Annotated in this window: 26 protein-coding genes; 15 read left to right on the forward strand and 11 right to left on the reverse strand. The window is 70.2% G+C overall.

Going from position 1 to position 25,558, the window contains the following annotated elements; translation table 11 throughout:
• Nucleotides 1–3 precede the first annotated feature (3 nt).
• A complete protein-coding gene (locus MR1_RS09805) occupies nt 4–1,134 on the reverse strand; it encodes a nucleoside hydrolase (RefSeq protein WP_067245632.1) in 1,131 nt (376 codons plus the stop codon).
• A 75-nt stretch (nt 1,135–1,209) separates the two neighbouring features.
• Between MR1_RS09805 and MR1_RS09810 the strand changes: the two genes are divergently transcribed.
• Nucleotides 1,210–2,232: a LacI family DNA-binding transcriptional regulator gene (locus tag MR1_RS09810; RefSeq protein WP_067245635.1), complete on the forward strand. Its 1,023-nt coding sequence runs from the start codon at nt 1,210–1,212 to the stop codon at nt 2,230–2,232.
• A 1-nt stretch (nt 2,233) separates the two neighbouring features.
• Here MR1_RS09810 and MR1_RS09815 read toward each other — a convergent pair whose 3' ends face one another.
• Genes MR1_RS09815 through MR1_RS09835 form a run of 5 tightly spaced genes read right to left on the reverse strand, consistent with a single transcriptional unit; the run spans nt 2,234 to nt 7,397 of the window.
• Nucleotides 2,234–3,322, reverse strand: a complete 1,089-nt coding sequence (locus tag MR1_RS09815) for a glycoside hydrolase family protein (protein ID WP_067245638.1) — start codon at nt 3,320–3,322, stop codon at nt 2,234–2,236.
• 54 nt (nt 3,323–3,376) lie between these two features.
• Complete coding sequence (locus MR1_RS09820; protein ID WP_067245642.1) at nt 3,377–4,213, reverse strand: carbohydrate ABC transporter permease; 837 nt, start codon at nt 4,211–4,213, stop codon at nt 3,377–3,379.
• Complete coding sequence (locus MR1_RS09825; protein ID WP_084344509.1) at nt 4,210–5,160, reverse strand: carbohydrate ABC transporter permease; 951 nt, start codon at nt 5,158–5,160, stop codon at nt 4,210–4,212. Before MR1_RS09825 ends, MR1_RS09820 begins: the two co-directional genes overlap by 4 nt.
• A 1-nt stretch (nt 5,161) precedes the next feature.
• Nucleotides 5,162–6,463 carry an ABC transporter substrate-binding protein gene (locus MR1_RS09830; RefSeq protein WP_067245645.1) on the reverse strand — a complete coding sequence of 434 codons (1,302 nt, stop codon included), beginning with the start codon at nt 6,461–6,463 and terminating at the stop codon, nt 5,162–5,164.
• A 49-nt stretch (nt 6,464–6,512) separates the two neighbouring features.
• Complete coding sequence (locus MR1_RS09835; protein ID WP_067245648.1) at nt 6,513–7,397, reverse strand: nucleoside hydrolase; 885 nt, start codon at nt 7,395–7,397, stop codon at nt 6,513–6,515.
• Nucleotides 7,398–7,523: 126 nt separating this feature from the next.
• Here MR1_RS09835 and MR1_RS09840 point away from each other — a divergent pair, with 126 nt between their 5' ends.
• The 11 genes from MR1_RS09840 (at nt 7,524) to MR1_RS09890 (ending at nt 19,021) form a co-directional block, all read left to right on the forward strand.
• Nucleotides 7,524–8,657 carry an AI-2E family transporter gene (locus MR1_RS09840; protein ID WP_084344510.1) on the forward strand — a complete coding sequence of 378 codons (1,134 nt, stop codon included), beginning with the start codon at nt 7,524–7,526 and terminating at the stop codon, nt 8,655–8,657.
• Between the two features lie 185 nt (nt 8,658–8,842).
• The gene (locus tag MR1_RS09845; RefSeq protein WP_067245651.1) at nt 8,843–9,037 is read left to right on the forward strand and encodes a hypothetical protein; all 195 of its coding nucleotides are present in this window, start codon (nt 8,843–8,845) and stop codon (nt 9,035–9,037) included.
• A gap of 290 nt (nt 9,038–9,327) precedes the next feature.
• On the forward strand, nt 9,328–10,299 hold the full coding sequence (locus tag MR1_RS09850; RefSeq protein WP_067245654.1) for an AraC-like ligand-binding domain-containing protein: 972 nt from the start codon (nt 9,328–9,330) through the stop codon (nt 10,297–10,299).
• A 245-nt stretch (nt 10,300–10,544) separates the two neighbouring features.
• Complete coding sequence (locus tag MR1_RS09855; protein WP_067245657.1) at nt 10,545–12,068, forward strand: ABC transporter substrate-binding protein; 1,524 nt, start codon at nt 10,545–10,547, stop codon at nt 12,066–12,068.
• A 13-nt stretch (nt 12,069–12,081) separates the two neighbouring features.
• Nucleotides 12,082–13,077, forward strand: coding sequence for an ABC transporter permease (locus MR1_RS09860; protein WP_084344511.1), 996 nt, complete (start codon nt 12,082–12,084; stop codon nt 13,075–13,077).
• Nucleotides 13,074–13,988, forward strand: a complete 915-nt coding sequence (locus MR1_RS09865; protein ID WP_084344512.1) for an ABC transporter permease — start codon at nt 13,074–13,076, stop codon at nt 13,986–13,988. The genes MR1_RS09860 and MR1_RS09865 overlap by 4 nt, the downstream gene beginning before the upstream one ends.
• The gene (locus tag MR1_RS09870; protein WP_067245660.1) at nt 13,988–15,763 is read left to right on the forward strand and encodes a dipeptide ABC transporter ATP-binding protein; all 1,776 of its coding nucleotides are present in this window, start codon (nt 13,988–13,990) and stop codon (nt 15,761–15,763) included. Before MR1_RS09865 ends, MR1_RS09870 begins: the two co-directional genes overlap by 1 nt.
• 67 nt (nt 15,764–15,830) lie before the next feature.
• Entirely contained in the window at nt 15,831–16,292 is a 462-nt protein-coding gene (locus MR1_RS09875; RefSeq protein WP_067245663.1) for a hypothetical protein, read from the forward strand.
• A 42-nt stretch (nt 16,293–16,334) separates the two neighbouring features.
• Nucleotides 16,335–16,790, forward strand: a complete 456-nt coding sequence (locus tag MR1_RS09880; RefSeq protein WP_067245667.1) for a hypothetical protein — start codon at nt 16,335–16,337, stop codon at nt 16,788–16,790.
• Nucleotides 16,791–16,808: 18 nt separating this feature from the next.
• Nucleotides 16,809–18,227: an amidase gene (locus MR1_RS09885; protein WP_067245671.1), complete on the forward strand. Its 1,419-nt coding sequence runs from the start codon at nt 16,809–16,811 to the stop codon at nt 18,225–18,227.
• 239 nt (nt 18,228–18,466) lie between these two features.
• Complete coding sequence (locus MR1_RS09890; protein WP_067245674.1) at nt 18,467–19,021, forward strand: dihydrofolate reductase family protein; 555 nt, start codon at nt 18,467–18,469, stop codon at nt 19,019–19,021.
• Between the two features lie 103 nt (nt 19,022–19,124).
• Here the strand turns inward: MR1_RS09890 and MR1_RS09895 are convergent, their stop codons facing one another.
• The 5 genes from MR1_RS09895 to MR1_RS19345 form a co-directional block, all read right to left on the reverse strand.
• Nucleotides 19,125–19,919 carry an MBL fold metallo-hydrolase gene (locus tag MR1_RS09895; protein ID WP_067245677.1) on the reverse strand — a complete coding sequence of 265 codons (795 nt, stop codon included), beginning with the start codon at nt 19,917–19,919 and terminating at the stop codon, nt 19,125–19,127.
• Nucleotides 19,920–20,099: 180 nt separating this feature from the next.
• Nucleotides 20,100–21,017, reverse strand: a complete 918-nt coding sequence (locus MR1_RS09900) for a J domain-containing protein (RefSeq protein ID WP_067245680.1) — start codon at nt 21,015–21,017, stop codon at nt 20,100–20,102.
• Nucleotides 21,018–21,021: 4 nt separating this feature from the next.
• Complete coding sequence (locus MR1_RS09905; RefSeq protein ID WP_067245683.1) at nt 21,022–21,939, reverse strand: DUF808 family protein; 918 nt, start codon at nt 21,937–21,939, stop codon at nt 21,022–21,024.
• Nucleotides 21,940–22,019: 80 nt separating this feature from the next.
• On the reverse strand, nt 22,020–22,814 hold the full coding sequence (locus MR1_RS09910) for an alpha/beta fold hydrolase (RefSeq protein ID WP_067245686.1): 795 nt from the start codon (nt 22,812–22,814) through the stop codon (nt 22,020–22,022).
• A 50-nt stretch (nt 22,815–22,864) separates the two neighbouring features.
• Nucleotides 22,865–23,536 carry a hypothetical protein gene (locus MR1_RS19345; RefSeq protein WP_084344513.1) on the reverse strand — a complete coding sequence of 224 codons (672 nt, stop codon included), beginning with the start codon at nt 23,534–23,536 and terminating at the stop codon, nt 22,865–22,867.
• 219 nt (nt 23,537–23,755) lie between these two features.
• Here MR1_RS19345 and MR1_RS09920 point away from each other — a divergent pair, with 219 nt between their 5' ends.
• From MR1_RS09920 to MR1_RS09930, 3 genes are all read left to right on the forward strand, one after another.
• Nucleotides 23,756–24,343, forward strand: a complete 588-nt coding sequence (locus MR1_RS09920; protein ID WP_067245689.1) for a DUF1349 domain-containing protein — start codon at nt 23,756–23,758, stop codon at nt 24,341–24,343.
• Between the two features lie 77 nt (nt 24,344–24,420).
• A complete protein-coding gene (locus MR1_RS09925; protein WP_067245692.1) occupies nt 24,421–24,873 on the forward strand; it encodes a VOC family protein in 453 nt (150 codons plus the stop codon).
• A gap of 48 nt (nt 24,874–24,921) precedes the next feature.
• A complete protein-coding gene (locus MR1_RS09930) occupies nt 24,922–25,545 on the forward strand; it encodes a hypothetical protein (protein ID WP_067245695.1) in 624 nt (207 codons plus the stop codon).
• Nucleotides 25,546–25,558: the final 13 nt, after the last annotated feature.

Consider the following 25,558-nt stretch of genomic DNA (forward strand, 5'->3'; position numbering starts at 1 on the left):
GCATCAGAGGAGCGGACCTGCGTATGCGGCAGGAGTGGCGTCGCGGAGCGTCCCCGTCGTCGAGCCCTGCCACCCCGGTGGGCTGAAGCCGCGATAGAGCGCCGGAAGGGCCTCCTGCAGGGCGGCCTCGTACTCCGCCGGATCCTCGCGACGGAAGACGAGCACGTCGTCGTCGCCCTCGTCGTCCGGTTCGAACGTGTAGAGCCCGGAGGGATGGGTCCGCACGCGCGCGGGGATCAGCTCGTTGGGGATCACGCGGTCGCCCGGTCGGACCTCCTCGGACCCGACGATGCGGTGGGTGCCGTCGGAGCGTCGCACGAGCGACGACGAGGAGGCGATCATCCAGGCAGCGGTCTCCCACACCGCGTGCCGGCGGCCGTACACCCGCGCCGCGGCCTCGGCGGGAGGGTCCTCGTCGAGCGCGCGGAGGAAGTCGATCCGCGGCTCGCCGCCGAGGCCGTACAGGAGATAGCGCCGGAGCGCGGGGTGCATCCCCTCGATCCAGGCCAGGTCCTCGAGCCACCACACCGTGTTGTGGACGTCCGGCGTGTAGCAGTCGACGGCGGACGCGCACGGGTACAGCGCGATGGGGAGGCCGGAGTCGACGAGTCGCCGAGCGGCGAGGGGATCCAGGTACACGTTCCACTCGAGGTAGTCGAGCGTCGTGGACCCGGCTGAGAAGTGCACGCGTGCGACCTTCTTCCGCATCAGGTCGGGATCGCGGTTGAACGCGACCGCGATCGGGCGCGCCGAGCCGAAGGACATCAGATGGACCGGCTCCGCGGCCCGACGGAGCGTGTCGAGGATGAGCTCGGGCCCCTCCTGCTGGAACGCCGGGACGTCCCGCATCTCGTCGTCGGGCCGGCGCATCCGGGCGAACGGCGAGACGGCGGCCGGGACGCGCGTTCCGAAGAGGGCGTTGAGCTGCGCCACGGGGATCAGTCCGGGGTCCCTGGGGCCCGGATATCCGATCACGCCCTCGCGGACGGACTCGCGCTTCTCGATGGAGACGTCGAGGATCACGGCGCGCAGGTCGATCCGACCCGAACCGAACGGGAACAGCAGATCGAAGTTGTCCCCGGGGTCCTCCGGCGGCAGGTAGAGGTCGGTCACAACGACGACGGGAGTCGGCATGGCATTAATCTACTCGAATAGACTCGGGGAGCGCAGCAATACTTGAGACGAGCCCGACGAACGAGGGGGAGCACGGTGACGGACGAAGAGGGAACCGTCGCGCCGACACACGCCGCGACGCGCAGCGACGTCGCCCGGCTGGCCGGGGTGAGCACGGCGGTGGTGAGCTACGTCGTCAACAACGGTCCGCGCCCGGTCGCCGCCGCGACCCGCGCTCGCGTTCTCGACGCCATGGAGCAGCTCGGCTACCGCCCGAACGCGGTCGCTCGTGCCCTGCGCCTGCGCAGCGCGCAGGCGATCGGCCTGGTGGTCCCCGACGTCAGCAACACGTACTTCGGAGCCCTGGCCCGGGAGCTCTCGGACCAGGCGTTCGCCGCCGGCTACGCCCTGCTCCTCGGTGACGCCGACAATGACATCGACCGGGAGCGCGCCCAGGTGGAGTCCCTCGTCAGCCATCAGATCGACGGTCTCGTCATCGTGAGCCTGGATCCGGCGTCGGTGGCCGAGACGGGATCCACTCCCACCGTCTTCCTGGACCAGCGGTCGCGGCCGGGTCAGTTGTCGGTGATGGTCGACGATCGTGGCGGGGCGATGCAGGCGGTCTCGCACCTCATCGGTCACGGACGCACGCGGATCGCCCTGCTGAGCGGCCCCCGCGGTGCCCCGGGGGTGGAACGACGACAGCAGGGATGGCGGGATGCACTGCAGGCGGAGGGCCTTCCGAACGGCGACGAGCTGATCGTGCGCAGCGAGTTCTCCCGGGCGGGGGGCTTCGAGGCGGGGCGCGAGCTCCTCCGCCGCGCGGATCGACCGGATGCCGTGTTCGTCACCTCCGACGTGCAGGCGCTCGGCCTCCTCGCGGCGGCCCGGCGCGAGGGGATCGGCGTCCCCGATGAGCTCGCGGTGATCTCCTTCGACGGCACCGAGGACGCCGTGTACAGCGATCCGCCGCTGACGGCGATCGAGCAGCCGATCCGGCTCATCGCCGAAGCGGCGTTCACGGCCGTGCTGCAGAAGGGCCTCGAGCGGTCGCCGCTGCTGATCCCGGTCGAGCTCGTCGCCCGGGAGTCGTGCGGGTGCGCGGCGACCGCCCGATAGCTCAGCCGATCGCGCCGGTCACGCTGTGCAGCCGATACTGCCACAGGGAGTCCGTGCACCCGCCGCATGAGGTGGTGAACAGGACCGTGAGGCTCTGCGCGTCGATCAGCGTGCCGTACTCCGAGCGGAGGAGTCCGGCGTTGTGGTTCCGGGCGTATCCGGTCAGATCGGGATCGATCTCCGCCTCGACCGTCCAGGTCCCGCCCCCTCCCCAGACGCTCGCCCCCGGGATGCTGGCGACCTGCACCGACGAGCCGATGTAGTCCGGGGAGTCGGTCGGGTACGGATGCTGCTCGCGCACGACGTAGAACCGGTCCCGGGACGGGTCGTAGGCGAAGTCCGCGTTGTTCAGCCAGTCCGTCCCGCCGGTGGTGCTCGTCAGACCGCTCGTCGTGACGGGGAGACGGGGACCGACGACGGGTCCGCCCGGCTCGTCCAGGTCGACGAGGGCCCGATAGGTGATCGTGTCCCCGTAGCCCTCCGTCCAGAAGAGCACAGCGGTGCCCGCCTCCGGGTCGACGGTCGTGGCGCTGGGCTGACCCGCACCCCACGCGCCGGTGTCGGAGCCGGAGAAGGCGATCACGGGGGTCGGGTTCTTCACCCACGGCCCGTCCAGGCTCGTGGCGTAGGCGACGCCGACCTGGTTGTGCGCGCTGGCGTCCTGGTCGTTGCCCAGGTAGAACATCGCGTAGCGGTAGGCGGTCCCGCCGTAGGTCGCGTCGACACGGATCACCGACGGATCGCAGATGTGGAAGGAGTCCCAGCCGCTGGCGCTCCGGGTGAGGACGGAGGCGTCGGAGACGACCGACCCGCCGGAGAGGGTCGTGGCGAAGATGTCGTCCTCGATCACGCCGGAGACGGAGTTGTGGCACGTCCACACCCGGGTCTCGGACCCGCTGCGGATCGCGCTCGGCGCGTAGGCGTAGTAGAGACGCTGGCCGTCCGCGTCCGGCGGTCCCGTCGGGACGTACTCGGTCGTGAGCGACTCAGGGTCCCAGCTCACCGCGGCGGCCGCGGGCGCGGTCCCCGAGCCGAGGGCCAGCGCGCCGGCCAGGGCGATGCCGGCCGAAAGGCGTCCGTACGTCTTCATCCTGTCTCCTTCGTCAGGTGCTTCGGCGGGCCGAGTGCCCGCGTGTGGGTCAGGTCATCCCTTGAGCCCCGTGGTGGAGAGGGACTCGGTGTACTGCCGCTGGAAGAACAGCAGCAGGATCATGGGGATGATGCTCAGCACGAAGGAACCGGCGAGGATCTGCCCGAGGTCCACGGTGAAGGCGGTGCTGAGGTTCGCGAGCACGATCGGGGCCAGCTGCCGCTCCGGCGAGGTGCCGATGAGCAGCGGCCACAGGTAGGCCTGCCACTGCGAGAGGAACAGCATCATCCCGGCCCCGATCAGCGAAGGCTTCGACAGCGGGAGGATGATCCGCCACAGCGTGCCCAGGCGCCCGAGACCGTCCACCTCGGCGGCGTCGATGAGCTCGCGCGGCACGCCCATGAAGAACTGCCGCAGCACGAAGATCGCGAAGCCGTTGGCGAGCGCGGGCAGGACCAGCCCGGCGTACGAGTCGCTCAGGCCCCACCCCTGGAACAGGGAGGACAGGGGGATCGCGATCGCGTCGAAGGGGATCATCGCGACGATGATGATGAAGCTGAAGACGATCCCGCGCCCGCGGAACTCCATCGTCGCGAGCGCATAGGCTGCGGGGATCGCGATCGCGAGCCCGAGGACGATCGTCAGGCCGGCGACGAGGAAGCTGTTGAAGAGCCCGAGGAGGAAGGCTCCGGACCCCAGCGCGGCGTAGTTGGTGACGTCGCCGCCGAGCGGGACGAAGGCCAGCCAGGAGAGCGGAGTCATGTGCTCGACGTACGAGTTGCCGGGGCGCATGGACGAGGCGAAGACCCACCAGAGCGGCAGGAATACGGACACGGCGACCAGTGCCGAGGCCGCCGTCAGGACGACGGTGGCGCCGCGGGAGCGTCTCATGCTCGGTCCTCCTTCAGCAGCCGGAACTGGACCAGGACGATGAGCGAGAGCAGGAGCATCAGCACCACGACCTCCGCCTGACCGACGCCGAGGTCGCCGAGCAGGTACGCGCGGTTGTAGATGTCGTACATGATCAGGTTCGTCGAGCCGTTCGGGCCGCCCTTGGTGAGGATCTGCACGGGCGCGAACAACAGGAACGACCCGACCGTGCAGGCGATGAGGACGAATGCCATGGGCCGCTTCAGCAGGGGCAGCGTGATCGAGAAGAGCCGCCGCCACCACCCGGCGCCGTCGAGCGCGGCCGCCTCGTAGAGCGAGCCCGGGATGTCCTTGAGGCCGGCGATGATGAAGATCATCCAGTAGCCCAGCGCCCCCCAGGTGACCATGATGCCGATCGAGAACGCGGCCTGGTTCGCCGAGGTGAGGAAGGGCTGTGCCGGCAGGCCGACGGCACCGAGGATGCCGTTCACGAGGCCGTCGGGCTGCAGCGCCGTGCTCCAGATCAGCGCCACGACGGCGCCGGGTACCGCGGCCGGCACGAAGATCATGGATCGCCATAGGCCCACGAGCGGGATGTTCTGCACGAGGAGCAGCGCGAGCGCCGTGGACAGGACGACGATGACCGGGTTGAGCACGAGGTTGAACACGAGCGTCACGATGAGGACGGAATGGAAGTTGGGGTCGCTGAACAGGTACACGTAGTTCGCCCAGCCGTCGAACGTGGTCTCGCCCGTGGCGAGGGAGACGTGCTGGAAGCTCATGCCGACGGCGCTGAGCAGGGGGACGACCCGCATCAGGATCAGCGTGAGCAGCGCCGGGGTCAGCATCGCGAACGCGATGAGCGTGACGCGCAGCGCCGTGGTCCGGCGGCGGGCGGGTGCTCGGCCCGTGACGGGCCGGGCCGAACCCGGACCCGCCACGGACGTCGGTGCTGTGGTGTCGGTCATGTCACTTCAGTCGCGCGATCTGCGCTTCGATGTCCTTGTCGGCTTGCGCGGCCCGCTCACGGGGATCCGATCCGTTACGGATGTCGGAGAACATCTGGTTCGCCCCGGGCTCGAACACGCTGTAGCCGACCACCGCGGGACGGTGCACGGCGTTGTTCTCCAGTTGGAACTGCATGATCGCGCCGAACCCCGCGGTCGCCTCCCCGCCCAGCGCGGACATGCTCTCGGCATACGCCGCGTAGGCCTCCTTGTTCGTCGGTGCGATGCCGGCGACCTCGGCGGACTGGGCGTTGCCGGTCGGGTCGATCGTCAGGTACTCGAGGAATGCACGAGCCGCGTCCTGCTTCTTCGACTTCGCCGAGATGCCCACCGACCAGGAGTCGGTGGAGGTGGCCTGCTCGCCGCCGTCGAAGTACGGCGCGGGCGCGACGCCGTACGGGATGTCGCCCTCCTCGGCGACGTTCACGCCCCAGGGGCCGGACACGATGAATCCGGCTTTACCGGTCTGGAACAGCGCGCCGTTCTTGTCGTTGGTGACGCCGCGGGGCGACAGTCCCTCCTCGAACAGGTCGTGATACCAGGTGAGGGCCCGCTGCCAGCCGGGGTTGGAGAAGTCCACGTTCCCGTCGGCGTCGATGCCGTCCCCGCCGCCGGCCGAGACCCCGACCATCTGCAGCTGGTAGTACGAGTCCCACTGGTCGAAGAGGAACGGGTACTGGGCCGCGCCGGCATCCTTGATCTTTCGTGCTGCGTCGGTGAGCTGTTCGTAGGTCCACGGCTGCTGCGGGTCGCTGCTCGGGGGCTCGACGCCCGCGGCGGCGAGGATCTCGGGGTTGTAGTACAGGAACTGCGAGGTCGTCCAGGTCTCCAAGGCGTAGAGCTTGCCGTCCGCTTCGCGTGCGGTGACCATGTCCTCGCTCACTGCCGCGTCGACCGCGGCGTCCTTGAGGTCGGAGATGTCGGCGAGGAATCCGCGGTTGGCCCAGTCGAGCACGGCCCCGCCGGCGTCCACGACCATGAGGTCGATGTCGCCGCCCCCGCCCGTCATGCGCTGGTTGATCGTGCTCGTGTACTGCGCGTAGGGGATGTTGAGCTGCTTGACGGTGATCCCGGGGTTGGCCTTCTGGAACGCGTCGATGACGACCGCCCAGGTGTCGGCCGGATCCGCGTTGGCGAACGTGAGCGTCACCTTGCCGTCGGGCGCGGCGTCGCCCCCTCCGGCGGGGGCGCAGGCGGCCAGCCCGGCGCTGCCGATGGCCAGCGTGGCGGCGGCGGCGCCGAGCCGCAGTGCCGTGGACTTCATGATCTCTCCTCGTCGAGTGGTTCGGGTGGGCAACGGGTCGTTCGGGGACTCAGGGGGTGGAGGGATGCGGCGGCAGCGAGCACGCGCGGACGATGCGGGCGAGCACCTCGTCCGCGACGGCGCCGACGTCCATGCCGGTGACGATGGCGTGCGGTCCGTCCGGCGTCGCGGTGAAGCGCGTCACGCCCTCGTCGGGTCCGACCGCCTCCAGCTCGATCGTGCCGCGGGTGATCTCGAAGAGGTCGGGCCGGGCGAGGGAGAGGACGGCGAGCGGATCGTGCGGGACGTTGTAGTCCTGGTCGGCGAACTCCCAGAACCGCCGCATCTCGGCGCCGATGAGCGCCCCGAGGGGGCCGGACCGCCCGATGCGGTCGAGGTCGTCGTGCCGGAGGCGGATGCGCTCGGTCTGCTCCAGCCCGATGGCGAGGATTGGGACGCCGCTGCGGAACACGACGTCCGCCGCCGTCACATCGCAGCGGATGTTGTGCTCGACCACTCCTGCCGCGAACTCGCCGCCCATCATCACGATGCGCTCGATGCCGTGCCCGGCCCGCTCCACGGCGGTCGCCACATTGGTCAGCGGGCCGATCGCGACCACGGTGCGCGCAGAGGCGAGCTCCGACACGGCGTCGCGTGCGGAGGAGTACGTCTGTGCGTCCAGGTCCGCGATGGTCTCGCCCTCGTGGCCGGGCCACCAGACCTCGCGACCGGATCGGGTGGCGCGCTCGCCGACGGCGATCGAGGGGGCGGGCGCGCCGGCCGTGCGGAAGACCTTCGCCACGATGCGGGCCCGGAGCTCGACGTCGCCGTAGACCGTGGTCACGGCGCGAAGGTCGAGGTCGTCGCTGCCGAGGATGAGAGCGAGAGCGAGGAGGTCGTCGACGTCCGTGCCGATGTCGGTGTCGAGGACGAAGGCGGGGGAACCGGTCTGCATGCTCCGGACTCTACTCGTGTAGATTCTGATTGCGCAACCCATGATCCGTTCGTCCGGCCCGGCTGATTGACTCGCCACGACCCGGATGCTCCACTGGAAGCCTCGACGATCGTATGGGGGACTGAGATGCGCACACGCAAGGTCGTGATCCTGACGCAGGGAACAGGAGGAGAGGCGACGGCGCGCCACATTGAGCCGTTCACCTTCGGGCTGGTCGGCGCCCTGGGCGTCCTCGTGGCGCTGCTGATCGGGACGATCGTGGGGCAGCTCTCCACCGTCCTGGTCTACATCGGGCTGGCGCTGTTCCTCGCGCTCGGGCTGGATCCGATCGTCGCGTGGATCGAGAAGAAGCTCCCGCGCGGGGCCGCCGTGGCGATCGTCGTCGTGGTGGTGATCCTCGCCTTCGCCGGCATCGTGCTGGCGATCGTGCCGATCCTTGTGCAGCAGATTTCCAACCTCATCACCGACGCTCCCGAGATCATCGACAACGTCACGCACACGGAGTGGTACGAGCACCTCGCGGCGCAGTACGGCGACTCCTTCAACGACGCCGTGCAGGGCATCGTCACGTTCCTCCAGGATCCGGGCAACCTCGGCCAGATCGGCGGCGGGCTGCTCGCCGTCGGGGCCGGGATCGCCGGAGGGATCACGGGCGTCACGATCGTCCTCATCCTGACCCTGTACTTCATGGCGTCGCTGCGCAGCATGAAGCGGGTCGCGGCGCGCTTCGTCCCCGCGTACCGCCGGGACCGGTTCCGCGAGATCCTCGAGGACGTGTCGGGGGCCGTCGGGCGGTACGTCATCGGGCAGGCGAGCCTCGCGCTCATCAACGGCGTGCTGAGCCTGATCTTCCTCACCATCATCCAGGCGCCGCTTCCGGCCCTGCTCGCCCTCATCGCGTTCATCGGCTCGCTGATCCCGCTCGTCGGAACGCTGTCCGGGTCGATCATCATCTCGCTGATCTGCCTGTTCACCTCGCCGACGACGGCGCTCATCGCGGCCATCTACTACCTGATCTACATGCAGATCGAGGCATACGTGATCAGCCCGCGGATCATGAGCCGGGCCGTCGCGGTCCCCGGGGCGATCGTGGTGATCGCCGCCGTCGGCGGCGGCGCGCTGGGCGGGATCCTCGGAGCACTGGTCGCGATCCCCGTCGCCGCGAGCATCATCATCATCGTGCAGAAGGTCCTCTTCCCCGCGCAGGACGCGAAGAAGACGCCCCCGGCGGATCGCGCGGCCGCGGCGCCCCTCGCCTGACGCGCGCGCCGGTTCGGGGCGCGGTATGGGGGCGGGGTGCCCCGCGGGCAGCCCCCAACCTCTGACGGGAGCCCCAAACCGGCGGCGTGCTCCGAGCCGACGGAGGCCGCGGAGAGGGAACGGACGGCTCGCTGTCAGGTGCGCTCGGTAGCGTGGCGGGAAGCAGTCGAGGAAAGGAGCCAGAAATGGGAATCTTCGAGAATGCCAAGGAAACCATCGGCGAGGCCGCGAAGCAGGCCGGACGCGCGGTGGAGGACGCGGTCGACCGCGTCAAGGACAAGGCCGATGAGGTCAAGGCCGACGCCGAGGTGAAGAAGGCGGAGGCAGAGCGCGACGCCGTCAAGGCGCGCAACGAGGCCAAGGAGGACCTGCGCGACTGAGTCTGCAGGCCCGGACGCCGCCCCGTCACCGATCCCCGGTGGCGGGGCGTCGTCGTCCCCGGACCTTCTCGCGGGTTTGGGGCGCCGTATGGGGAAAATGTGCCCCAGAACGGGCCCCGAGCCCCGGAGGAGGACCCCAAACCGGGGAAGCGCGGGGGAAGCACGGGGAGGGGCGGGAGGGGTTCCGTCGATCTCGGCTTCGTTGACAGCATCCGCCTGGCATCCCATACTCGTGGGACGGCGCACCGAGGCGCCGCTCCTCCCCGGAGGAGGCGAGGGGACGGGTGGCCATGCCAGGAGACGGAGCCGTCGGAGCCTTCGAGGAGTTCGACTTCGCCCGCTTCGAGTCGCTGCTCAACCAGGACTTCGTCCCGATGAGCGTGACCTCACGGGATCCGGCGCGATTCCGATGCCGTACGCGACGGGCGGCGACCCCGACGCTCACGGTGTCCGACATCGCCGCGACCACCCACGAGGCGAGCCACACCTGGCAGCACGTGCGCGAATCCCGACGCTCCTACCTCAAGGTGAATGTGATGCTCACCGGCACCGGCGTGGTGACGCAGGACGATCGCCGAGCCACGCTGAATCCGGGCGATTTCGCGGTCTACGAGACGAGCCGCCCCTTCTCTGTCGCCTTCGAGGACGAGGCGCGTTCCCTCGTACTGATGATGCCTGCGGACGCGATCGACGTCCTCCCGCGCGACGTGCAGCAGCTCACGGGCGTGCGGATCCCAGGGTCCCGCGGCACAGGGACGCTGGTGGTGCCGTTCCTCATGCAGCTCACCAACAACCTCGGATTGCTGCACACGGCGGTCGGCGCGCGGATGAGCCATGACATCTCCCGTCTGATCGGGACCGCGATGATCGCGCATCTGTTGGATCGCACGCCGACGCCGGCAGGCAAGACTGCCACGTTCCACAGGATCCTGACCTACATCGAGTCGCATCTCGCGGATGCCGATTTGGATCCGTCCTCCCTCGCCGCCGCGCATTTCCTCTCGATGCGACGCCTGCATGCGCTGTTCCACGATCACGGGGTGTCCGTTGCGAGCCTGATCCGCACCAAGCGCCTCGACGCTGCGTGTCGCGAGCTGGTGGATCCTGGCCTCGCCGATCTGACCGCTGCAGCCATCGGGGCGAGGTGGGGGTTCGCCGATCCGGCGTCGTTCTCGCGGGCGATCAAGGGGCATACCGGACTGACGCCGATGGCCTTCCGCCGCGAAAGGCAGGCGCCGGCGGGCTCGCTGACTGCCAGCTGACATGCATTTCCGGTCGTCCGACCGGTCCGATCGTATGGCGTCGAGGCCGACGGAGGCGGCGCGAGTTCGTTCGTCCCCCGAACGGCCGAGATTGACACAGCGCGCCTTTGGATTGATCTGGCGTGCCATTTGCGACTCGACACGTGTGATCGCCGCGATAGGGCGGGCAGTCTGGCGGAGCCGGCTGGTCGACGGAGACAACCGGCACCACCCTGCACTCTCCGCGCCCACTGAGACGAGACCACATGAACACCTCTCGCCGGCGGCTCGCCGCAGTCGCCGCATCCGCCTCAGTCCTCCTCGGACTGACCGCCTGTTCCCCCGCCGCGCAGACCGCATCGGGCGGCGCCCCTACCGCCGACGGCACCCTGGTCTACGGCGTCATCGGTACGGCCAGCGATGACCTCTCGCCGTGGTCGATGACGAGCTCCACGTCCACGCAGATGCTGCACTACGAGCTCTACGACACGCTCACCGCGTCGAAGCCGGACGGAACCACCGTGATGGCGCTGGCGGAGTCGATGACGCCCAACGCGGACGCGACCGAGTGGACCGTGAAGCTGCGTCCGGACATCGCCCTGCACGACGGAGGTACCTTCACCTCGGACGACGTCATCGAGAGCCTCACGCGGCTGTTGGACTCCGATCCCAAGCTCCCGGGGGCGAAGCTCATCCCGTTCGTCGACAAGAACAGGCTCACGAAGGTGGACGACCTCACGCTCACTATCGGGCTGACGTCGTCCTTCGCGCTGCTGCCGGACATCTTCGCCAACCTGCGCCTGCTGATGGCGCACTGGGACGGCGATGAGCCCGTCGGGACCGGAGCATTCACGGTCGACTCCTTCACCGCCAACGAGCAGGCCAAGCTCGTCCGCTTCGACGACTACTGGGGGACCAAGCCCGGGTTCGAGAACCTGACGATCCAGTACTTCGCGAGCCAGGAGGCGATCACGAACGCCCTCCGCGGCGGTCAGATCGACGTCGCCGCCTCCGTGCCCTTCACGGACGTACCGTCCTTGGAGAGCGCCGGCGGGATCACCATCCTTACGAGCGAGAGCAACCAGGCGCCGACCATCTCCTTTCGCGTCGACACCGCTCCGTTCGACGACCCGCGGGTCGTGCAGGCGCTGAAGCTGCTCGTGGATCGGGACAAGATCGTGACCAACGCCTACGGCGGCTACGCCGATGTCGGCAACGACTGGTTCGGACCGGGCGCCGGATGCCCCGCTCCGGACGTGGCGCAGCGGACGTACGACGTCGAAGCAGCGAAGAAGCTGCTCGCCGAGGCCGGGCATCCGGATCTCTCCTTCGAGCTCACCACGGACGGGGGATACGGCGGGATGATGGAGAGCGCGCAGCTGTTCGCCCAAGACGCCGCGGAAGCCGGCGTGACCGTCACGATCAACAAACTCGACAACGCCTCCTTCCTGGCGAAGTGGGGCGAGTGGCCCGCGTTCATGGGCATCATCGGCGGAAACTACGCCAGCGTCTCGGCGAACTACTACCTTCCCGAGCAGAGCAACAACTCGACGCATTTCGACAACGCGGACTACACCTCGCTGTACACGACGCTCGTGTCCACGACCGATGAGGCCGAGCGCTGCTCCACTGTGAACGCGATGCAGACGATCGACTACGAGTACCAGGGCAGCATCATCCCCGCCTGGCCGCAGACCCTCGTAGCCCACCGCGACACCGTCACCGGGCTGCAGCCGGATCTCTACAGCCGCTCCAGCTACCTTTTCGGCGGCGTGACGGTGAGCAAGTGAGGTGGCCGCACCGATGACCGCAGTGATCGCCGCCCGGGAATCCGGGCGGCGGTCCCTCGGACGCCCCGTCGGCGCCGTTGCGCTCGTCGTCGGCAAAGGCGTCTTCACGCTGGCGCTCGTCTCGGCGCTGATCTTCCTCGTCACCCAGGCGATGCCCGGGGACGTCGCCCGGGTGATCCTCGGCACCGAGGCGTCCGCGGACCAGGTTGCGCGGCTGCGCACCCAGATGGGCCTGGACCGGCCGGTCTGGGAGCAGTACCTCTCCTGGATCGGGGGCGTGCTCCGCGGCGACTTCGGCGTGTCGCTGGCCAGCGCCACGCAGCAGCCCGTCGCAGAGATCCTGGGCGCGCGACTGGCGAACTCGCTCATCGTCGCGGGAACCGCGCTGCTGGTGATGCTGCCCGTCGCGCTCCTGCTCGGCGTCCTCGCCGCGCGCTACCGCGACAGCGTGTACGACCGGATCTTCCTCGGGGCCTCGATGTTCGCCAACGCGACCCCGGAGTTCATCATCGGCATGGTGCTGGTGGCGTTCTTCTCCACGACGGTTCTGCACCTTTTGCCGGCGGTGTCGATCGTGCCCCCGGGCACCACGCCGTTGGACAACCCGATCGTGCTCATCCTGCCGGTGGCCACCATCTGCGTGACCGGGGTCGCCTATCTCGGGCGGCTCGTCCGGATCTCGTTCATCGACGTCCTCGGCAGCGAGTACATCCAGACCGCGCGGCTCAAGGGGCTCCCGGGATCCACAGTGCTGTTCCGCCACGCCCTCCCCAACGCCCTGGCCCCCATCATCCCCGCTGTGACGCTCGTGGCCGCGGCGATCATCGGGGGCGTGGTCGTCGTCGAGTTCCTGTTCGGCTACACCGGGGTCGGCACGATGCTCATCGACGCCGTGCGGACCCGGGACGTGCCCGCGATCCAGGCGGTCGTCCTCGTGATCGCGACGGCGTACTACGTGCTCAACACGATCTCAGACACCCTGTCCCGCGGACGGAGGGCCCGCCGATGACCGCCATCGACGCCACAGAAGCGAGTGTCGTCCCCGCCGACGGCGTCCTCGGTGAGCCGGATGGCTCGCCGGTGCGGGCCGGGCGGGCGGCACTGCGCCGGTACCTGGCCTCGGGACAGATCCTCACCGGGGCGATCCTGCTGCTCGTCGTGGCGGCCATCGCCGTGTTCGGCGGGCTGGTGGCACCGCACAGCATCACCGACACGGTCGGCGGGCCGTACGCCGCGCCCAACCCCGAGGCGCTGCTCGGCACGGACAAGCTCGGTCGCGACGTCTTCTCGCGCGTGCTCGCCGGAGGCATCTACCTCGCGTGGATGGCACCGCTGGCGGCACTCCTGGCCACCGTGGGGGGAACCGCCATCGGGATGGTGGCGGCGTACTTCGGCTCCTGGACGGATGTGATCGCCGCCCGCGTGCTCGACGTCGTGCTCGCGTTCCCGGGCCTGCTGCTCACGCTGCTGTTCGTCGCGATGATCGGTCCCGAGCCGTGGCTGCTCGTGCTGCTCGTCGCGCTCGGCCTCACCCCGGGGCAGGCACGGATCATGCGCGGCATGACCCTGAGCCTCATCGACCGCGAGTACGTGCTGTGGGCGCGTGCGAACGGCACACCCGGCGCGATCATCATCTTCCGCGAGCTCCTGCCGAATGTGACCTCGCCGTTGTTCATCGAGTTCGGCATCCGGCTTACGTGGGCCGTCGGGACGCTCTCGTCGATGAGCTTCCTCGGTTACGGCATCCAGGCGCCCGCCGCGGACTGGGGACTGATGGTGAGCGAGAACTTCAACGGCCTGTCGACGCAGCCGCTCGCCGTGATCGCGCCGATGGCGATGATCATCCTGCTGACCGTGGCCTTGAACCTCGTGGCGGAAGGCGCCGCGCGCGTCACGGCGCGAACCGAAGGAGGACACTGATGCTGGCCCTGGAGGTGAACGGCCTCACGGTCGTCCGGGAGAGCGACGACGCGGCCCTGGTGGAGGACGTCTCCTTCGCTCTGGAGCCCGGTGAGGTGCTCGGCATCGTCGGCGAGTCCGGGTCAGGCAAGAGCACGCTGGCGCTGGCGCTGCTGGGCTACGCTCGGCACGGCGCGCGGATCGCCGCCGGCGCGGTGCGCATCGACGGCGAAGACCTGCTCCAGATGGAGCCCGCGATCCTGCGGCGGGCGCGGGGGCGGTCGATCGCCTACGTGGCACAGGATCCGGGGACCGCGCTCAATCCGGCGCTGAGCATCCGCACGCAGCTGGGCGAAGCGCTCGGCGGCGCGAACGGAGACCGGATCGAGCGGATCCGCGAGGTGCTGCGCGACGTCGGGCTCCCCGACGACGACGCCTTTCTCCGGCGTCGCCCCGCCGAGATGTCGGGGGGACAGCAGCAGCGCATCGCCATCGCGATGGCGGTGATCGCGCGTCCCCGCGCGATCGTGCTCGACGAGCCGACGACCGGTCTGGACGTGGCCACCCAGGCGCGGGTGCTCTCGTTGGTCTCCCGTCTTTGCGAGAGCCACGCCATCGCGGCGATCTACGTCAGTCACGACCTGGCCGTGGTGGCGGAGGTCGCCGACCAGATCATGGTGATGTACGGCGGTCAGACGGTGGAGCGCGCCGCAGCGCAGCGGGTGCTGGCGGATCCACAGCACCCCTATACGCGGGCTCTGCTGGACGCGGTGCCGAGCACGCGGTCCCGGATGCAGTTGCGCCCGATCCCCGGGCGTGCGCCTCGCCCGGGCGAGACCGGTGGGGGGTGCGTGTTCCGCGCCCGCTGCGCGTTCGCCACTCCCGACTGCGCGACCGTGCCGCTGCTTCGAGAGTCCACCCCGGCGCACCTCGTCCGCTGCGTCCGGCCCGGTGTCGCCGGTTCCGCGGCCGCTCCCGCGGTGGCCGAGCGCAGAGAGCACGATCTCCAGTCCGCTCCCCGCGCGCTGGAGGTGGCGGACCTTGTCGCCTCGTACGGCGACCGTGAAGTGCTGCACGATCTGTCGTTCACCCTGGTCCCCGGGCGCTGCGTCGCGGTGGTGGGGGAGTCCGGAAGCGGCAAGAGCACCCTCTCGCGGTGTCTGATCGGCCTCCACCGCGAGGTGCGCGGGTCGCTCGTGCTCGACGGCGCCGCCGTCCCCTGGGACGCCGGGCGCCGCGCCCCCGAGGTACGACACCGCCTCCAGTACGTCTTCCAGAACCCGTACGCGTCGCTCAATCCGCGTCGGAACGTCGAGCGCAGCCTCGCTGCGGCCCTGCCGCGCGGGATGGGGCCCCGCGAGCGCAGGGCCCGGATCCGCGCGGCGCTGGATCGGGTGGAGTTGGCGGCGACGACGGCGCACCAGTACCCGGCGGATCTGTCCGGAGGGCAGCGGCAGCGGGTCGCCATCGCCCGCGCGCTCATCGCGGAGCCGACCGTCCTGCTGTGCGACGAGGTGACCTCGGCGCTGGACGTCTCCGTGCAGGCCTCGGTCATCGAGCTGCTGCGCGGTCTCATCGACGAGGGACTGGCGGCGCTGTTCGTCACGCATGATCTGGGCGTGGTGCGCAGCATCGCCGACGACGTGCTCGTGATGAACGAGGGGACGATCGTCGAGCGCGGTGCCACGGACGCCGTGCTGACCGCACCCGTGCACCCGTACACCCGCTCCCTGCTGGAGAACACGCTCGACCTGCCCGAAGAGGCGGTCGGATCCCCCCTTCCCCGGGCGGTGTGATCGCCAGGAGCCCCGACGAACAGCCCATACGAACCATCCCCGACCCAACGACGACAAGGAAAGAACCATGGCCCTCATCGACGACCTGCTTACCCGCGACATCCCGATGTACCCCTTCTCCTGGGGCTCCTACGCCGAAGCCGATTACGGCGACCGGGAGCGCCCGAAGAACATCAAGAGCGTGGGCGAGCTCATCAGCACGCAGACCTACCCGGAGTCGAAGGTCCACATGACCTACGCGTGGATCACCGAGCAGGAGGATCCGATCCAGTGGTCCTCCGAGCACGTTCACGACTATGACGAGATCCTCATGTGGAAGGGCAACGACCCCGAGAACCCGCACGAGCTCGGCGCCGAGATCTACATCGAGATCGAGGGCGAGCGCCGCAGTTTCACGAAGTCCGGGTCGATCTACATCCCCGCCGGAGTTCGGCACTGCCCCCTGGGGTTCATCCGCGTGGATCGCCCCTTCCTGTGGCACGCGCTGTCGCTGGCGCCGAACTACCACGCGACCCGCACCGACGCCTGACCGTCCCGCACCGAGCATTCCCACACGAAAGGAACACCGCACATGGCACTCATCGATGATCTGCTGAACCTCGAGATCCCGATGTACAACTTCTCCTGGTCGAACGAGCCCGCCGCCGACGCGAGCGAACGGCCGAGGAACCTGCACAGCGTGGGCGAGCTCATCAGCACCCAGAGCTATCCCGACGCGAAGGTGCACCTGACCTACGCGTGGGTCACCGAGATCGACGAGGAGACGCATTGGGTCGACGAGCACGTCCACGACTACGACGAGATCCTGATGTGGACCGGCAGCGACCCGGACGATCCGCACGACCTCGGCGCGGAGCTGTACGTGGAGATCGAGGGAGAGCGGCGCACGTTCACGACCTCGGGCTCGATTTACGTGCCGGCGGGCGTGCGGCACTGCCCGCTCGGGTTCATCCGGGTGAATCGTCCGTTCATCTGGCACGCGCTGTCGCTGTCGCCGGTCTACGCCTCGGTCGAGACCGACCGGTAACGGGCGGCGGGAGCGAGCATGGACGCACGGGCGTCGGATGAGATCGTCCGACTCAGCGCGCGAGAGCAGGCCCGGCGGATCCGGGTGGGGGCGGTGAGCGTCCGAGAGATCGTCGAGGCGCACCTCGACCGGATCGATCGGGTCAATCCCGCGGTCAACGCCCTGGTCACGGTCGACCACGAGGGCGCGCTGTCCCGTGCGGAAGAGCTTGATCGCGGCGGGCAGGAGGGGGTGTTGAGGGGCCTGCCCGTCGCGATCAAGGACCTCGCCCGGACGAAGGGGATGCGTACCACGCTCGGGTACACCGGGTTCGCCGATAACGTGCCCGATGCGGACGACCTGCAGGTGGCGCGCATCCGCGACGCGGGCGCCGTCCTGGTCGGCAAGTCCAATACGCCGGCCTTCGCCGCCGGGTCGCACACCGTCAATGCTCTGTTCGGGGCGACGAGGAACCCGCACGCGCTCGACCGGAGCGCGGGGGGTTCGAGCGGAGGGGCGGCCGCTGCGCTGGCCGCCCACCTCGTGCCCCTCGCGGACGGCAGCGACATGGGCGGATCCCTGCGCAACCCGGCGTCGTTCTGCGGGGTGGTCGGGTTGCGGCCGACGCCGGGCGTGATCCCGACGCGTGACGCGCCCAACGCCTTCAACCCGCTGATCACGACGGGCCCCATGGCGCGGGACGTGCGTGATCTCGCCCTGCTGCTGCGCGCGGAGGCGGGGTCGTACGGCGCCGAGCCGCGAGGCGTCGACCTGACCGGCTCCGCGCTGGAGGACGTCCGCCCGATCGGCGCCGGAGGGCTCCGCGTCGCCTACGCCCCGACCCTCGGCGGCCGGATCCCCGTCGACGACGAGGTGCGGGCCGTGCTCGACCGGGTGGCCGCGCGGTTGGACGACGCGGGCGCGGTGATCGAGGCCGACTGCCCCGATCTGGACGGGGCGGACGAGGCGTTCCGCACGATCCGGCAGTCGGAGGCCGCGGCGGCGCTGGAGGGTATCGCCCGAACGGCGCCCGAGAGGCTGCCCGACTTCCTCCTCGACGAGGTGCGTCGCGGGCAGGCGCGCACGGCGGCGGACGTCGCCCGCGCCTATGCCGAGACCACGCGCCTGCTCCGCGCCGCGGAGTCGTTCTTCGACGGCTACGACCTGGTCCTCGCCCCGACCGCGCAGGTGCCTCCCTTCCCGGTCGAACAGGATTGGGTGCACGAGGTCGCCGGCGTGCCCCAGGGCGACTATCTGGAGTGGATGCAGGCGGCCTACCTCTTCACTCCGCTCGGGATCCCGGGGATCTCCATCCCCGCGGGGTGGAGCGCGGAGGGGACGCCCATCGGGGTCCAGCTCCTGGCGCGGGCTCGGCAGGACGTCGCGCTGGTGCGGATGGCCGCCGGGATCGAGGACGTGCTCGCCGTCCCGATCCGAGACCTCTTCGCGACCGGGTGAGGCCGCGCCGCGACTCGAATTCCAGGGCCCGTTCCGAGCGTTTGGGGCGCCGTATGGGGGGAATGCGCCCCGGGGCGGGCCCCGAGCCCCCGAGGAGGACCCCAAACCGGGGAAGCGCGGGGGAAGCACGGGGAGGGGCGGGAGGGGTTCCGTCGGCCGGCGGCGATGCGTAGGCTCCGGCGCAGGGGAGGACCCGAGACGGCGGGCGACGACGCGCGCCGGGCGCGAAGGAGAACGGCATGCAGCCCCTCACGATCGACTTCATCATCTCCCTCGACGGATACGGCGCCGCCGAGGGATGGCCGGGATGGTGGGGCCTGGAGGGCCCCGAGTACCTCGGCTGGCTCGACGGGCTCCCGGACAAGGACCATCCGATCCTCATGGGAGCCAACACCTACCGGGTCATGTCGGGGTTCGCCGCCTCCGGGGAGGAGGGTGTGGACAGCCTCGACGCCGTGCCGAAGTACGTGTTCTCCTCGACCCTGGACGAGCCGCTGACCTGGGCGAACTCGACCCTCGTGAGGGAGGACGCCGTGGCGTTCGTGCGCAGGTTGAAGGAGGAGTCGGATCGGCCGCTGCGCACGCTCGGCAGCGTGTCGCTGTGCCGATCCCTCCTCCGTGCCGGGCTCGCCGACCGCTACCGCGTCGTCATCTTCCCCGTCATCACGGGCGCGACAGGGCAGGAGCGGATCTTCGACGGCTATCCCGACGTCCGCCTGGACCTCGTGGAGTCCCGGACCTTCGACGGGCGCAGCCAGCTCCTCGAGTACGTCCCGACGGTCCTCGGCACCTGAGCCCGCGTCGGTCGGGAGTTCGGGGCGCGCTTCGGGGGCGAAGTGCCCCGGACACGGCCCCCAACCCCCGGAACGCGCCCCGAAAGCGGGGAGCGGGTTGTCGTCAGATCGCTGCGAAACGGCGGGATCCGCCGGATGCGAGGATCCGGCCGAAGCGCAAGTCGGGGAAGTGCGCGGCGACGAGGATGTCGCCGTCGCGGGCGGCGTCGTCCGCGATGCGGTTCCGCTGCGCGGACGCGCGCTGGGGATCCACGTCCCAGACCACGGTCCAGTCCCGCTCGGCGAACTGCACCGTGGCATGCACCACGTCGCCCAGCAGCAGGGCGCGCTCCGTGCCGGAGGACAGCACGAACACGGTGCTGCCGGGCGTGTGCCCAGGAGTCCATCGGGCATCCACGCCGGGGGCGAGCACCGTGTCCTCCGAGAAGAGCTCCAGCCGTTCCCGGACGGGATCGAGCTTCTCCCGAGCGGCGTCGACCGCCGTCGGACCGTCGACGAAGTGCGCCCAGTCGGCCTCGTGGACGCGGTGGACGGCCCGGGGGAAGACCGTTGTGCCGTCGACGCTCGCCCAGCCGATGTGGTCGAAGTGCAGGTGAGTGAACAGGACGTCCGTGACCTCCTCGGGTGCCACGCCCTGGCGGCGAAGATGCTCGGGCAGGTCTCCGCCCCGGTATCGGCCGTCGTCCATCGGACCGACGCCGGTGTCCACGACGATGACACGGTCGCCGGTGCGCACGAGGAAGCCGCCGACCGGGAACTCCCAGGCGCCGTCGTGCCCGAAGACCTCGGGGTGGCACCGCCACGCCTCGGCGTTCGAGAACCGGGAGATGATCTCGCCCGCGTGCTCGCGTCCCACGCCGTCGAACAGGGGCTGGACGTCGATGGATCCGATCCGCATCCGGCCACGCTAATCCGCGTCATCCCGCGCCCCCGTTCTTCGCCCCGTTATTTCCCCCCGCGCCCTCCCGCCGTCGTGCCGGCGGGGTTTGGGGCGCCGTATGGGGGAAACGTGCCCCAGGGCGCGCCCCGAAATCCCGAGGAGGACCCCAAACCGGGGAGGGGAGGGGGAGGGGGCGGGTCAGAGGAAGCGGACGGACTGCTGCAGGCGCGAGCGGATGTCGAACAGCTCGTTCCCGCCGATCACGCGCGCGCCGGGAACCCCGGAGCGCAGCACGGTGCGCAGGGCGCTGCGGCGCACGATCACGACCGGCACCCCGCGGAGGGATCCGAGCGGCACCGCCGCCTGGGCCAGGTCGTCGTCCGGGACCACCACGACACCCCCGCCGAACCTCACCCGCGCGGTGCGGGCGAGGATCCGCATGCGGCCGAGCATCGCCGTCACGGGGGCGCGGTCGCCGGCGTCCGGGCCGATGACCTCCCCACCGCGGAGCCGGACCACGCCGCCGAAGTCCTCGGACGACACGGCGTAGAGTCCCGACGGGCTGAGCACCACGTGGTCGAGCTTCCCGGACGGATCCCGCTCGCTCCTCGCATCCACGTCGTGCCAGGCCGTGAAGCCCATGCCGAGATCGCGGACGGTCCGGGCGGTGTCCTCCTCGGCCAGGGCGTCGGCGAGGAGGCGTCGCAGCTCCCGCGGGACCGTGCGGACGAAGGCGGGGTCGTACGGATCGGCCGGCGCCGGATCCCCGGCCCACACCGCCACCCGGGCGAGGTACTCTCGGCGATGCCATCCCCCGGCCGTTCCATGGCTCTTCGCCCGCGGCCGGGTGTCGGCGGGCGCGTCGGGTTCGTGCCATCCGCCCCACGGCGCGTCGTCGGCGAAGCCGTGCCCGCGATCGTAGGCGGCGCGGCCCTCCGGCGTCCCGACGAGCTCCCATGCGCGCTGCACGAGGATGAAGACGGCCGCATCTCCGCCCGCGTCCGGATGGGTCCGGCGCAGTTGCAGACGGTAGGCGCGACGGAGTCCCTCGTCGTCGATCGTCGGCGCGACGTCGAGGATCTCGTACGCCGACGCGGACAGGGGGCTGTCGAACACGGCCTCAGTGCCGTGCGGCGGCCGGCGACTCGCCGCCCTCGCTGAACGTCGGCGTCCTGCCGCGCAGGCGTCCGATGAGCAGCACGACACCCACGATGACGAGGCCGACGATGATGCCGCCGATCGCGGAGACGACGGTGTCGCCGAGCCAGACGACGAAACCGCCGAGGGGCTCCAGGGCGTGCTCCACCCCGTGCAGCAGGTCGGCGGTGAACGCGACCCCGACCTCGCCGAGGTTCGCGAGGACGAGGTGCCCGCCGACCCACAGCATCGCGACGGTGCCGACGACGCTGATGACGCGGAAGACCGCGGGCATCGAACGGACGATCCGGGTGCCGGTGTGCCGCACGCGGCGGTCCGGGTTCTTCGCCATCTTCAGCCCGACGTCGTCGATCTTGACGAGCAGCGCGACCGCTCCGTAGACGACGCCGGTCATCACGACGGCGATCACCGCGAGCACCGCGAGGGTCATCCAGATCCCCATGTCGGGGTCGAGGCCGGCGAGGGAGATGAGCATGATCTCGGTCGAGAGGATGAGATCGGTCCGCACGGCGCCGAGCACGAGCCGCTTCTCGTCCCGCGCCCCCTCCTCACCGTGGCCGTGCGTGACGCCGAACCACTCGAGGACCTTCTCGGCCCCCTCGAAGCAGAGGTAGGTGCCGCCGAGGATCAGCAGATACGGCAGCACCCACGGGGCGAAGGCGGTCAGCAGCAGCGCCAGGGGGATGATGATGAGGAACTTGTTCGCCAGCGATCCCAGCGCGATCTTCGCGACGACCGGCAGCTCGCGGGCCGGAGTGATCCCCTGCACGTACTGGGGTGTCACGGCGGCGTCGTCGATCACGACGCCCGCGGCCTTCGCGGAGGCCTTCATCGCGGCGCTCAGGATGTCGTCGACGACGGCGAGCAGTCCAACCGACATGTGTGTCGTCCCCCCGATGTAGGTGCGTGTCGGAGAGCAACTTTATCCGCCGCGGCGCGGATCCGCGGCGACGGGGGCGGTCACGGGCCCGCGAGGAACTCCAGGGCGGACCGGCGGAAGTCCCGGGATCCTGGGGCGTTGAAGTGGTTGCGGCCGGGGATCTCCACGAACCGGCCCTGCGGCGCGGCCGCGGCGAGGCTGCGGGACCCCTCGATGATGGCGTCCTGGGAGCCGGTGGCGAACAGGATCGGGTTCGCCGGGGCGTCGGCGGGGTCCGGATCGATCGTGCCGGACCGGCGCATGCCCTCGGCGAGGGCGAGGAGCGCGCGCAGGTCGTTGCCCTTCACCCGTTCCGCGAGCGTCACGTAGTTCTGCGCCGTGCGGTCCTGGACGGGGGTGCCGTGCTCCGCGTAGTCCTGGATCTGGCCGAGGTCGAGGCGCGCGAGGGGGATCCCGTCCGGCACGCCGCCGAGCACCGCCCGCCCGATCCGCTGCGGGAGGTCGCGGACGACCTCCCACCCCACGCGCGCGCCGAGCGAGTAGCCCACATAGAAGGCGTCGTCGACCAGGTAGGTGTCCATCACGGCCTCGACGTCCTGCGCCAGCGCTCGGACCGCGTACCCCGCCGGATCATGCGGCTTCTCGCTGCGTCCGTGCCCGCGCTGGTCCAGGGCGAGGACGCGGTAGCCGGCGTGGGTCAGATCGCGGACCCACCCCGTCAGCACCCAGTTGTCCCGGGCGTGCGAGGCGAAGCCGTGCACGAGGACCACGACCGGCGCATCCGGCTCGCCCCACGTGTAGGTCGCCAGCCGCACGCCGTCCGGCGCGTACACCTGCTGCGGCTCGGGCATCTGCGTGAGCTCGGAGAGGGCCATGGCACGACGCTACCGCCCCGTCGTGGCCCCGGGGCCGCAGTGACGACGGCTCAGAGGCAGCCGACGATCCGGGTGGCCGCGGGATCGTCCAGGAGGTCGTCCTCGGACGCGGGGAACGTCGAGAGGGAGCGGGCGAGCTCGTCGACGGAGTAGACCTCCGCGGTGAAGGGGGTGCGGCGCGGATCGTCGTCGGTGTAGAGAACGACCATGCTCGCGTCGTCGAGGCGAACGGCGAGGTAGTACCCGAGGCCGTCGTCAGAGGCCATGCCGGCGACGTCGTCGATCGGCACGGTGAAGCCGTCGTCGAGGAGGTCCTCCAGCTCGTCGGGCAGCGCCAGGCAGCCGGGAGGCAGCGCGTCACCCCTGTCGTCGTCCTTCAGATCGGGATCGTCGTCCTTGAGGTCGTCGTCATCCTTGAAGCCCGAATCGTCGTCGTCCTTGAAGTCCGGATCGTCGTCGTCGAGGTCGTCATCGTCATCGAGGTCATCGTCGTCGAGGTCGTCGTCGTCGAGGTCGTCGTCATCATCGAAGTCATCGTCGACGTCGTCTGCCGCGCTCGTGGCGGACGGCTTCGCCGAGGAGCTCGCGTGCGGGGTCGAGGACGCGGCATGGGGGCTGGGGTGGGCCGCCGCGCCGCCACCGCAGCCGGCGAGGAGGAGCGCGGTCGCCGCCAGTGCGGGCACCGCCCAGCGGGCGGAGGGACGGCGTTTCCGGATGCTCATCGACGGCTCCTTCGAGATGTGCGGTGCGGCGGCGAGTGCCGCGGGCGGCCTCGGGCACCGTCACGGTATCGACGGGCGAAGGAACAGGGGGCTTCCGGTCCGGGATACCCCGTAGAGCTCGTCGTCTTCGCCCTCGCGCCTCGGCGATGACGACGGCCGTGGCCGCCCCGGGCACCCGCGCTGAGGCTGCCCGCCGGAGGAGCGCGATAGCGTCGTCGCATGAGCGACGTCGTCTGGTCCGAGGGCCGCTGGACCCATCCGCCCGTTCGCGTTCGCGCCGGCTCCGACGGGGCCGGGATCGACGTCACGGCGGCGGAGGGCAGCGACGCCTGGCGGCTGACCTCGTACGGCTTCGTGCACGATTCCGAGCACGCCCTCGTCGCACCGTTCGCGGACCGCTCGGCCATGGAGGTCGAGTTCACGGCGGCGTTCTCCGCGCAGTTCGACCAGGCCGGGATCTTCGTGCGGGTCTCGGCGGAGCGCTGGATCAAGGCGGGCGTGGAGTTCGCCGACGGCGCGGCGCAGCTCGGCGCCGTCGTCACGGACGGCCGATCGGACTGGTCGCTGGCGCCCGTGCCGGAGTGGACGGGGCGGCGCGTGCTCGTCCGGGTGAGCCGGGACGGCGACGCCATCACGGTGCGCGCGGGCATCGTCGGCGAGCCCACCCGGCTCGTGCGGGTCGTGCCCTTCGCCGCGGACCTCGTGGCCGAGGCCGGCCCCTTCGTGTGCGCGCCCACCCGTTCCGGGCTCGTCGTGCCGCTCCACGCCTGGCGCCGCACGGTGCCGGACGCCGCCCTGCACCCGTAGCCCGCGGCCGAGCGTCTGAGGCGACGTGGCCAGGACGCCGTATCGGACGGATCCGAGCGGGAGTAGCATTCCGTCGCATGCCGATCATCTTCGAGAACGTCGGCATCGCGGTGCGCGATGTGGACGAGGCCGTCTCCTTCTTCACCGATCTGGGGCTCACCGTTCTGGACCGCAGCGAGGTGAGCGGCGAATGGGCGTCCACGGCCGTCGGGCTCGATGGCAACCACGCCAAGGTCGTCATGCTGCAGACGCCCGACGGGAACGGTCGGCTCGAGCTTTTCGAGTACCTCCATCCGGAGGCGATCGAGACCGAGCCCACCCTGCCGAACGAGATCGGGATGCATCGGGTGGCGTTCCGCGTCGACGACCTCGATGCGTCCCTGGCGATCGCCGCGCGCCACGGGTGTCATCCACTGCGCGGCGTCGCGAACTACCAGGACGTGTATCTCCTCACGTATCTGCGAGGCCCGAGCGGCATCCTCGTCATGCTCGCTCAGGATCTCACCAAGAGCCGCGGGTCGTCCCGCTAGGCGTCGAGGTCTCTCGGCGGGGCGCGGCTTCTCGAATATCGTTGTCGGATGCGCGCGATCGCCGTCGACGAGCGGGACTCATCATGGGAGTCGTATGAGCCGCGCTATCGGATCTACGTCTTCGGCGGTCCTCAGTCGTCGGTGGCCACTGTCGATGTGGTCGACGCGTCGTTCCAGGAGGCCGAGCAGTCTGCGATGACCCTCGCCGGTGACGACGCACTGTGGTCGATCGCCCTGGTGGTCGATGACTCCGCCCGCGGTCGCGGCCTGATCTGGTTGGTGGGCGGCGACTATCACTCGCGACCCGCGTCGCCCCGCGAGTGGCGGATGCGGGCGGAGATGCAGGACCGGCTGCTCTCGCACCGGAAACGCAGAGATCTTCCGCTGACCCTTCCGGACGGACGGCGGGTGATCCGTCTGTTCCCGGGCTGGGGTCGAGAGTGGCCGCTCTGGGAGTCGTTCAGCGAGCAGTACGCGCTCGACGCCGAAGACCTGCCGTTGAGCCGCGAGCTCGCCGCCGCGCTGAAGGAGTGGAACGCCGCCTGGCAAGCCCGAGACGAGACCGCGCCGGTGCCGGACGGCTGGATCGAGCACGGACGACACCTGCACGCACGACTTCAGAAGGAACTCGAGACGGTCGCCGAGGTGCGTCCCGACTACGACCGGTCGTGACGGACGCCTAGCT

This window comes from Microbacterium resistens NBRC 103078, assembly GCF_001552355.1.
GTDB lineage: Bacteria > Actinomycetota > Actinomycetes > Actinomycetales > Microbacteriaceae > Microbacterium > Microbacterium resistens.

What these genes read in the sequence shown, in the direction of transcription:
- MR1_RS09805 (WP_067245632.1), bottom strand. Translation starts at nt 1,134, where the DNA reads ATGCCGACTCCCGTCGTCGTTGTGACCGACCTCTACCTGCCGCCGGAG.
- MR1_RS09815 (WP_067245638.1), bottom strand. Translation starts at nt 3,322, where the DNA reads ATGAAGACGTACGGACGCCTTTCGGCCGGCATCGCCCTGGCCGGCGCG.
- MR1_RS09820 (WP_067245642.1), bottom strand. Translation starts at nt 4,213, where the DNA reads ATGAGACGCTCCCGCGGCGCCACCGTCGTCCTGACGGCGGCCTCGGCA.
- MR1_RS09825 (WP_084344509.1), bottom strand. Translation starts at nt 5,160, where the DNA reads ATGACCGACACCACAGCACCGACGTCCGTGGCGGGTCCGGGTTCGGCC.
- MR1_RS09830 (WP_067245645.1), bottom strand. Translation starts at nt 6,463, where the DNA reads ATGAAGTCCACGGCACTGCGGCTCGGCGCCGCCGCCGCCACGCTGGCC.
- MR1_RS09835 (WP_067245648.1), bottom strand. Translation starts at nt 7,397, where the DNA reads ATGCAGACCGGTTCCCCCGCCTTCGTCCTCGACACCGACATCGGCACG.
- MR1_RS09840 (WP_084344510.1), top strand. Translation starts at nt 7,524, where the DNA reads ATGCGCACACGCAAGGTCGTGATCCTGACGCAGGGAACAGGAGGAGAG.
- MR1_RS09845 (WP_067245651.1), top strand. Translation starts at nt 8,843, where the DNA reads ATGGGAATCTTCGAGAATGCCAAGGAAACCATCGGCGAGGCCGCGAAG.
- MR1_RS09850 (WP_067245654.1), top strand. Translation starts at nt 9,328, where the DNA reads ATGCCAGGAGACGGAGCCGTCGGAGCCTTCGAGGAGTTCGACTTCGCC.
- MR1_RS09855 (WP_067245657.1), top strand. Translation starts at nt 10,545, where the DNA reads ATGAACACCTCTCGCCGGCGGCTCGCCGCAGTCGCCGCATCCGCCTCA.
- MR1_RS09860 (WP_084344511.1), top strand. Translation starts at nt 12,082, where the DNA reads ATGACCGCAGTGATCGCCGCCCGGGAATCCGGGCGGCGGTCCCTCGGA.
- MR1_RS09865 (WP_084344512.1), top strand. Translation starts at nt 13,074, where the DNA reads ATGACCGCCATCGACGCCACAGAAGCGAGTGTCGTCCCCGCCGACGGC.
- MR1_RS09870 (WP_067245660.1), top strand. Translation starts at nt 13,988, where the DNA reads ATGCTGGCCCTGGAGGTGAACGGCCTCACGGTCGTCCGGGAGAGCGAC.
- MR1_RS09875 (WP_067245663.1), top strand. Translation starts at nt 15,831, where the DNA reads ATGGCCCTCATCGACGACCTGCTTACCCGCGACATCCCGATGTACCCC.
- MR1_RS09880 (WP_067245667.1), top strand. Translation starts at nt 16,335, where the DNA reads ATGGCACTCATCGATGATCTGCTGAACCTCGAGATCCCGATGTACAAC.
- MR1_RS09885 (WP_067245671.1), top strand. Translation starts at nt 16,809, where the DNA reads ATGGACGCACGGGCGTCGGATGAGATCGTCCGACTCAGCGCGCGAGAG.
- MR1_RS09890 (WP_067245674.1), top strand. Translation starts at nt 18,467, where the DNA reads ATGCAGCCCCTCACGATCGACTTCATCATCTCCCTCGACGGATACGGC.
- MR1_RS09895 (WP_067245677.1), bottom strand. Translation starts at nt 19,919, where the DNA reads ATGCGGATCGGATCCATCGACGTCCAGCCCCTGTTCGACGGCGTGGGA.
- MR1_RS09905 (WP_067245683.1), bottom strand. Translation starts at nt 21,939, where the DNA reads ATGTCGGTTGGACTGCTCGCCGTCGTCGACGACATCCTGAGCGCCGCG.
- MR1_RS09910 (WP_067245686.1), bottom strand. Translation starts at nt 22,814, where the DNA reads ATGGCCCTCTCCGAGCTCACGCAGATGCCCGAGCCGCAGCAGGTGTAC.
- MR1_RS19345 (WP_084344513.1), bottom strand. Translation starts at nt 23,536, where the DNA reads ATGAGCATCCGGAAACGCCGTCCCTCCGCCCGCTGGGCGGTGCCCGCA.
- MR1_RS09920 (WP_067245689.1), top strand. Translation starts at nt 23,756, where the DNA reads ATGAGCGACGTCGTCTGGTCCGAGGGCCGCTGGACCCATCCGCCCGTT.
- MR1_RS09925 (WP_067245692.1), top strand. Translation starts at nt 24,421, where the DNA reads ATGCCGATCATCTTCGAGAACGTCGGCATCGCGGTGCGCGATGTGGAC.
- MR1_RS09930 (WP_067245695.1), top strand. Translation starts at nt 24,922, where the DNA reads ATGCGCGCGATCGCCGTCGACGAGCGGGACTCATCATGGGAGTCGTAT.